5 protein-coding genes and 2 pseudogenes are annotated in these 7,137 nt (G+C 64.2%); 1 reads left to right on the forward strand and 6 read right to left on the reverse strand.

Going from position 1 to position 7,137, the window contains the following annotated elements:
- The 6 genes and pseudogenes from sucA to zapE form a co-directional block, all read right to left on the reverse strand.
- Window positions 1–1,232: pseudogene (gene sucA, locus ACE3S9_RS11945) on the reverse strand (2-oxoglutarate dehydrogenase E1 component); the annotation flags it as partial.
- 200 nt (window positions 1,233–1,432) lie between these two features.
- Window positions 1,433–2,320, reverse strand: coding sequence for a succinate--CoA ligase subunit alpha (gene sucD, locus ACE3S9_RS11950; RefSeq protein WP_374546685.1), 888 nt, complete (start codon window positions 2,318–2,320; stop codon window positions 1,433–1,435).
- A complete protein-coding gene (gene sucC / locus ACE3S9_RS11955) occupies window positions 2,320–3,519 on the reverse strand; it encodes an ADP-forming succinate--CoA ligase subunit beta (RefSeq protein WP_374546686.1) in 1,200 nt (399 codons plus the stop codon). The genes sucD and sucC overlap by 1 nt, the downstream gene beginning before the upstream one ends.
- 91 nt (window positions 3,520–3,610) lie before the next feature.
- Window positions 3,611–4,573: a malate dehydrogenase gene (mdh, locus tag ACE3S9_RS11960; RefSeq protein WP_374546687.1), complete on the reverse strand. Its 963-nt coding sequence runs from the start codon at window positions 4,571–4,573 to the stop codon at window positions 3,611–3,613.
- A 296-nt stretch (window positions 4,574–4,869) separates the two neighbouring features.
- Entirely contained in the window at window positions 4,870–5,496 is a 627-nt protein-coding gene (locus tag ACE3S9_RS11965) for a TetR/AcrR family transcriptional regulator (protein ID WP_374546688.1), read from the reverse strand.
- Entirely contained in the window at window positions 5,493–6,677 is a 1,185-nt protein-coding gene (gene zapE, locus ACE3S9_RS11970; protein ID WP_374546689.1) for a cell division protein ZapE, read from the reverse strand. Before zapE ends, ACE3S9_RS11965 begins: the two co-directional genes overlap by 4 nt.
- Window positions 6,678–6,893: 216 nt before the next feature.
- Here zapE and ACE3S9_RS11975 point away from each other — a divergent pair.
- Window positions 6,894–7,137 (forward strand): annotated as a pseudogene (locus ACE3S9_RS11975) (MarR family transcriptional regulator); the annotation flags it as partial.

A 7,137-nucleotide genomic window follows, 5' to 3' on the forward strand; every position in this document is an offset into this window, starting at 1 on the left:
GCGGCGTCGCCGTGGATCAGCAGCGGCATGACGCTGCGGCGGTCTTCCGGCGCGCGGTTCTTGTCCTGGTCCAGCTTGGCGCGGACCTTGCCGAGCACCACCGGATCGGCGATCTCGAGATGCGACGGATTGGCCGTCAGCGACAAATGCACCTTGTTGTTGTCGAATTCGCGGTCGGATGAGGCGCCGAGGTGATATTTCACGTCGCCCGAGCCTTCGACTTCTTCCGGTAGGAAGGAGCCGCCCTTGAATTCATTGAACAAGGCGCGATGCGGCTTGCCCATCACCTGGCAGAGCACGTTCAGGCGGCCGCGATGGGCCATGCCGAGCACGATCTCCTTGGCGCCCAGCGCGCCGCCGCGCTTGATGATCTGTTCCAGCGCCGGAATCATCGATTCGCCGCCGTCGAGACCGAAGCGCTTGGTGCCGGTGTAGCGCACGTCGAGAAACTTTTCGAAGCCTTCGGCCTCGATCAGCTTCTGCAGGATGGCGCGCTTGCCTTCCTTGGTGAAGCTGACTTCCTTGTCCGGCCCTTCGATGCGCTCCTGGATCCAGGCCTTCTCGGCCGGATCGGAAATATGCATGAATTCCCAGCCGATGGTCGAGCAATAGGTGCGGCGCAGAATGGCCAGCATCTCGCGGATGGTGGCGCTTTCCATGCCGAGCACGTGATCGATGAAGATCTTGCGGTCGTAATCGGCCTCGGTGAAGCCATAGCTCGACGGATGCAGCTCCTCGTGGTCCTTCTGCGGATCGAGGCCGAGCGGGTCGAGATTGGCGTGGAGATGGCCGCGCATGCGATAGGCGCGGATCATCATGATCGCGCGCACGGAATCCTGGGTGGCGCGCTGCAGTTCGGCGGCGGAAATTTCGCCTTTGCCGGCCTGGGCGGCCTTGCCCTTGATCTTGTCGGCGAGCGCCTTTTCATTGATCGGCCATTGGCCGTCGAGCGCCGCGACCAGCTCGCTTTGCGGCGGCGCCGGCCAGTTCGGGCGCTTCCACGAGGCGCCCTTGGCGTTGGCGGCGACATTGGCGGCGTCGTCGTTCAGGGCGCCGAAAAACTCGCGCCATTCGGGATCGACGCCGGCCGGATTCTTCTCATAGGCGGCCTGGAGCTGCTCGATATAGGCGGCGTTGCCGCCGAACAGGAAAGACGAATCCGCGAAAGCGGCGTTCTGGGGCGAACGGCCTCCGCCGCCGCCATTGCTTCCATTGCTGTCTTGACGCGCCATTGTCGTTGTCCTCTCGCTCCGCGCGGCCGAATTGAACGGTTTTGCACGGGCCGGGCGGCTTTCCACCCCTTGTGACGCTGTTCCGGCGTCCGTTTCGCCCGCAATCGCTCCGGCGGGCGTCTTGCAATCGCCCCGACCCGGCCTTGGCCGGGTCGGGAGAGCTCGTCACGCGCGGGCGCTGTCGCGCTCGCGTCCGGGCGTCAGCCCTTCAGCACTTCAACCAGGGTCGAGCCGAGACGCGCCGGCGAAGGCGAAACGCGGATGCCCGCCGCCTCCATCGCCGCGATCTTGTCCTCGGCGCCGCCCTTGCCGCCGGAAATGATGGCGCCGGCATGGCCCATGCGGCGGCCGGGAGGGGCGGTGCGGCCCGCGATGAAGCCGACCATCGGCTTCTTGCGGCCGCGCTTGGCCTCGTCGGCGATGAATTGCGCGGCGTCTTCTTCCGCCGAGCCGCCGATCTCGCCGATCATGATGATCGACTTGGTGTTGTCGTCGGCCAGGAACAATTCCAGCATGTCGATGAATTCGGTGCCCTTGACCGGGTCGCCGCCGATGCCGACGGCCGTGGTCTGGCCGAGGCCGACCTGCGAGGTCTGGAACACGGCTTCATAGGTCAGCGTGCCGGAGCGCGAGACGATGCCGACATTGCCCTTCTTGAAGATGTTGCCCGGCATGATGCCGATCTTGCATTCGTTGGCGGTCATCACGCCCGGGCAGTTCGGGCCGATCAGGCGCGACTTGGAGCCGCTGAGCGAACGCTTCACCTTGATCATGTCCTCGACCGGAATGCCTTCCGTGATGCAGACGATCAGCGGGATTTCCGCGTCGATGGCCTCGCAGATGGCGTCGGCCGCGCCCGGCGGCGGGACATAGATCACCGAGGCGTTGGCGCCGGTGGCGTCGCGGGCTTCGGACACGGTGTCGAACACCGGCAGGCCGATATGGGTCGAGCCGCCCTTGCCGGGCGAGGTGCCGCCGACGACCTTGGTGCCGAAATAGGCCAAAGCCTGTTCGGAGTGGAACGTGCCGTTCTTGCCCGTGAAGCCCTGGGTGATGATCTTCGTATTGCTGTCGATCAGGATGGACATTACTTGGCCTCCTTGACGGCCTTGACGATTTTCTGCGCGGCATCGTCGAGATCGTCCGCGGGAATCACGTTGAGACCCGATTCGCTGATGATTTTCTTGCCGAGTTCGACATTGGTGCCTTCGAGGCGCACGACCAGCGGAACCTGCAGGCCGACTTCCTTCACCGCCGCGATCACGCCTTCGGCGATGACGTCGCAACGCATGATGCCGCCGAAGATATTGACCAGAATGCCCTTCACATTCGGATCGGCGGTGATGATCTTGAACGCCGCCGTCACCTTCTCCTTGGTGGCGCCGCCGCCGACATCGAGGAAGTTGGCGGGCTCCATGCCGTAGAGCTTGATGATGTCCATCGTCGCCATGGCGAGGCCGGCGCCGTTGACCATGCAGCCGATCGCGCCGTCGAGCGTGATATAGGACAGGTCATATTTGGACGCCTCGATTTCCTTGGCGTCTTCTTCGGTCTCGTCGCGCAGCGCGACAATGTCCGGGTGGCGATAGAGCGCGTTGGAATCGAACGAGACCTTGGCGTCCAGGCACTTCAGCTCGCCCTGCTTCGACACGATCAGGGGATTGATCTCCAGCATGGCCATGTCCTTCTCGACAAAGGCCTTGTAGAGTTTGGCGACCAGCGCGCCGGCCTGTTTGGCGAGATCGCCCGACAGGTTGAGCGCCTTGGCGACCGTGCGGCCGTGGTGCGGCATGATGCCGGTGGCCGGATCGACTGAGAAGGTATGGATTTTTTCGGGGGTCGAATGGGCGACTTCCTCGATGTCCATGCCGCCTTCGGTCGAAACCACGAAGGACACGCGCGAGGTGACGCGGTCGACCAGCGCCGAGAGGTAGAATTCCTTCTCGATGTCGGAGCCGTCCTCGATATAGAGGCGGTTGACCTGTTTGCCGGCCGGGCCGGTCTGGATCGTCACCAGCGTATTGCCGAGCATTTCCTTGACGAAGGTTTTGACCTCGTCGACCGACTTGGCGAGGCGCACGCCGCCCTTTTCGCCCGCGGCGGCTTCCTTGAACTTGCCCTTGCCGCGGCCGCCGGCGTGGATCTGGGATTTCACCACCCAGAGCGGACCGCCGAGCTCTTTGGCGGCGGCTTCCGCGTCCTCGATCTTCAGGACCGGCACGCCGCGCGAAACCGGCACGCCGAATTCCTTGAGAACGGCCTTGGCCTGATACTCATGAATATTCATCAAACACCTCCCGAAAAGCGGATTCGGCGGGCGCATCCGGCGCCGCAGCCGACCGCCCGGCCCGAAAAGGGCCGGGACGAAGCTGGAAAAATCAGGCGAGAGCCGGATTGATCTTCTTGCAGGCCTCGATCAGGCCCTGAACCGACGCGTTCGACTTGTCGAACATGGCCTTTTCCGCCGCGTCGAAGGCGACCTCGACGATCTTCTCGACGCCATTGGCGCCGATCAGAGCGGGAACGCCGACATAAGTGTCCTTCACGCCATATTCGCCGTTCAGATAAGCGGCCACCGGCAGAACGCGCTTCTGATCCTTGAGATAGGATTCGGCCATGGCGATGGCGGAAGCGGCCGGAGCGTAGAAGGCCGAGCCGGTCTTGAGCAGAGCGACGATTTCGCCGCCGCCCTTGCGGGTGCGGTCGACGATCGAATCGAGCTTCTCCTGGGTCAACCAGCCCATTTTCACCAGTTCGGGCAGCGGCACGCCGCCGACGGTCGAATAACGAACCAGCGGAACCATGTCGTCGCCGTGGCCGCCCAAGGTCATGGCGTGGACGTCCTTGACCGAGACGCCGGTGGCTTCGGCGAGGAAATAGCGGAAGCGGGCGGAATCGAGCACGCCCGCCATGCCGACGACCTTGTTGGCCGGCAGGCCGGAGGCCTTCTGCAGCGCCCAGACCATGGCGTCGAGCGGGTTGGTGATGCAGATGACGAAAGCGTTCGGGGCATATTGCTTGATGCCGGCGCCGACCGAATCCATCACTTTCAGATTGATGCCGAGCAGGTCGTCGCGGCTCATGCCCGGCTTGCGCGGCACGCCGGCGGTGACGATGATGACGTCGGAATCGGCGATGGCGGCGTAATCATTGGCGCCGGCGAGTTTGGCGTCGAAACCATCGACCGGGGAGGATTCGGCCAGATCGAGCGCCTTGCCCTGTGGCGTGCCTTCGGCGATGTCGAAGAGAACGATGTCGCCCAGCTCCTTGAGGCCGGCGAGATGGGCCAGCGTGCCGCCGATCTGGCCGGCTCCGATCAATGCAATCTTGTTACGCGCCATGGGTGTTCGTCCTCGTTTCAAATCTGCTTCCGGGTCGACCCCGGGTTCGTCGCGAGCGCCCGCGCGGCGCTGGATTTCCGCGTCGGCGGATATGGGTGGGCGTTGTGCCCCGAACTTTTCGGGCTTTCAAGTCGTGAGAAAGACTAAGCATCTGACGTTATTGTGAAGCCCGGCCGCGGTCGGAAGCGGCGTCGGTCTGGAAAAGAGCGTAAAAACAAGGAGATGATCTGAAGGGGCCGGCGTGGGCGCCAAAAATTTGCACAGGAGCCCGCGAGGGTGACAATTTACAAAAAATGTCACATATCAAAATCCGGGTCCCCAAAGGTCAGGCTGCGTTGAATCACCGCGATCACCCGTCCGGCGCGAAACTCCATTTCCGCCAAGGAAACCCCCCTGTCCAGCGCGATCGACACCGGCTGGATGAAGCGGTGGGCCAGGTCGAACACCAGCGCCATAGCGCGGCGGCGGTCCTGGATGCGGAAGGCGCCGGAGGCGATCCCCTCTTCCACGATCGCCTGGATTTCGCTTTGAACCTTGTTGCGATGCTTTCGGGCGATGCCGCCGCCCTGTTCGATGGCGTCGCACAACAGCCGGAACAGGATCGGATCGGCGTCGCGCTTTTCCCGATAGGCGCGCTGCAGGGCGCTGAGCGCGCGCTCCAGCTTGTCATAGGCCGGGTCCTGGCCCTGGACGATGACGCGCAGCTCCTCCTCCAGCGGCTTGAGCCAGAGCGAGGTGACGGACTCGAACAAGGCCTCCTTGGACGGGAAATAGCGATAGACATTGGCGTGGGACATGCCGGCGGCCTCGGCGATCCCGACGATGGTGGTGCGCCGGGGGCCGAAACGGCGCAAATGGTCGCAGGCGAGCTCCAGGATCTTCTGGTCGGCGGCCGTCTCTCCGGAGCGCGCCGGCGCGATCATGTCTCGACGAGGCCGGTGATGTCGCCGCTGACCTTGTCGCCGTGGCCATGGGGCAGCGCCATATAATCGGTCGAGCGCATTTCGATCAGACGCGAGACCGTGCGGGCGAATTCGAACGCCTCGCGGCCCTGTTCGGCCTTGTAAAGCTGGTCGGGCTCGGCGGCGGCGGAGGCGATCAGCTTGACCTTCTGGTCGTAGAGCGCGTCGATCAGATTGATGAAGCGTTTCGCCTCGTTGCGCTCCTCCGGCTTGATGACCGGAATATCGTCCACGACGACGACATGGAAATGTTCGGCGATGGCGAGGAAGTCATTCGCGCCGAGCGGTTGCTTGCACAAATCGGCATAAGCGAAGCGGGCGACGTGATCGGCGGCTTCCGGTATGGCGATCTCGCGCCCGAGCAGGGGCAGGTGGCGCGGCTTGCCCTTGGCGACGCCAGCCAAGGACAGAAAGGCCTTGTCCAGCGCCGCGCGGGCCGCGTCGTCGTCGGGCGTGTGATAGACCGGCGCGCCGCCCAGCTTTTCCAGCCGGAAATCGGTGCGGGAGTCCAGCTTGACCACCTCCATCCGGCTCTGGATCATGCCGATGAAGGGCAGGAACAGAGCCCGGTTCAACCCGTCCTTGTAGAGATCGGCCGGATCGACATTGGAAGTCGCCACCACCACGATCCGGCGCGCCCACAGCGCCTCGAACAGCCGGCCGAGGATCATGGCGTCGGCGATATCGGTGACGGCGAATTCGTCGAAACAGAGCAGGACCGATTCCTTGATCAGCTCGTCGGCGATCGGCGCGATCGGATCGTCGCCCTTGACCTCATTGGCTTTCTTCTTCTGCCGCCAGGCGAAAATGCGCTTGTGGACGTCTGCCATGAAGGCGTGGAAATGGACGCGCCGCTTCGGCTCGAACTCGACCGAGTCGAAAAACAGATCCATCAGCATGGTCTTGCCGCGCCCGACCGAGCCCCAAATGTAAAGGCCGCGCGGCGTCGGCGCATCCGCCTTGCGCGCGCCGAACAGCCAGCCGAGCGCGCTGGATTTTTTCGCCAGACGGCTCTCGACCAGCGAAGCGGCGAGCGTGTCGAGCTTGAGCACCACCGCGATCTGCCGGGCGTCGCGTTCGATGCGCCCCTGAGCCGCGAGGGCGCCATATTGGTCGAGGATCGAGCGGCGGGAATGTTCCATCGGGTCTTCCAACTTTCCATAAGGCGTGTAGCGGCGCGCCGCAGCGGCTGGCAAGCTAATCTTTCGCTTGATGGACCCGCCGGTCCGCAGGAAAATTTGGGATAAGCCGGCGCGACGCTTGCGCCGGGCGCGGTGGGGCTTAACAGTCAGACGACTGTCAGCCCGCAATCAGGAAAGAGGCCCTTTCGCCTCCGCGGGATGTTCTCGGAGGTTTCCATGGTCAAGACCCGCCCGCTCGATGAACCCGCCGCGCCGGAGCCGGCCAAACGCCGCCCCCGCCCGCTCGACCTGCCCGGCGAGAATGGCGATATCGCCGCTTTGCTGCGGCAGGCTGCCGGGGCGCAAAGGCTGGCCGAGGAACGGCTGCTCGCCGATCTTGGCGTGACGCCGCCGCAGCTCAACGCCTTGACGCTGATCGGCGCCGCGCCGGGCCTGCTGGCGGCCGATCTGGCGCGCAAGG

It is taken from the genome of Rhodoblastus sp. (genome assembly GCF_041915505.1).
Taxonomy (GTDB): Bacteria; Pseudomonadota; Alphaproteobacteria; order Rhizobiales; family Beijerinckiaceae; genus Rhodoblastus.

Coding starts and splice junctions, on each gene's coding strand:
- sucC (WP_374546686.1), bottom strand. CDS start 3,519: ATGAATATTCATGAGTATCAGGCCAAGGCCGTTCTCAAGGAATTCGGC.
- ACE3S9_RS11965 (WP_374546688.1), bottom strand. CDS start 5,496: ATGATCGCGCCGGCGCGCTCCGGAGAGACGGCCGCCGACCAGAAGATC.
- sucD (WP_374546685.1), bottom strand. CDS start 2,320: ATGTCCATCCTGATCGACAGCAATACGAAGATCATCACCCAGGGCTTC.
- mdh (WP_374546687.1), bottom strand. CDS start 4,573: ATGGCGCGTAACAAGATTGCATTGATCGGAGCCGGCCAGATCGGCGGC.
- zapE (WP_374546689.1), bottom strand. CDS start 6,677: ATGGAACATTCCCGCCGCTCGATCCTCGACCAATATGGCGCCCTCGCG.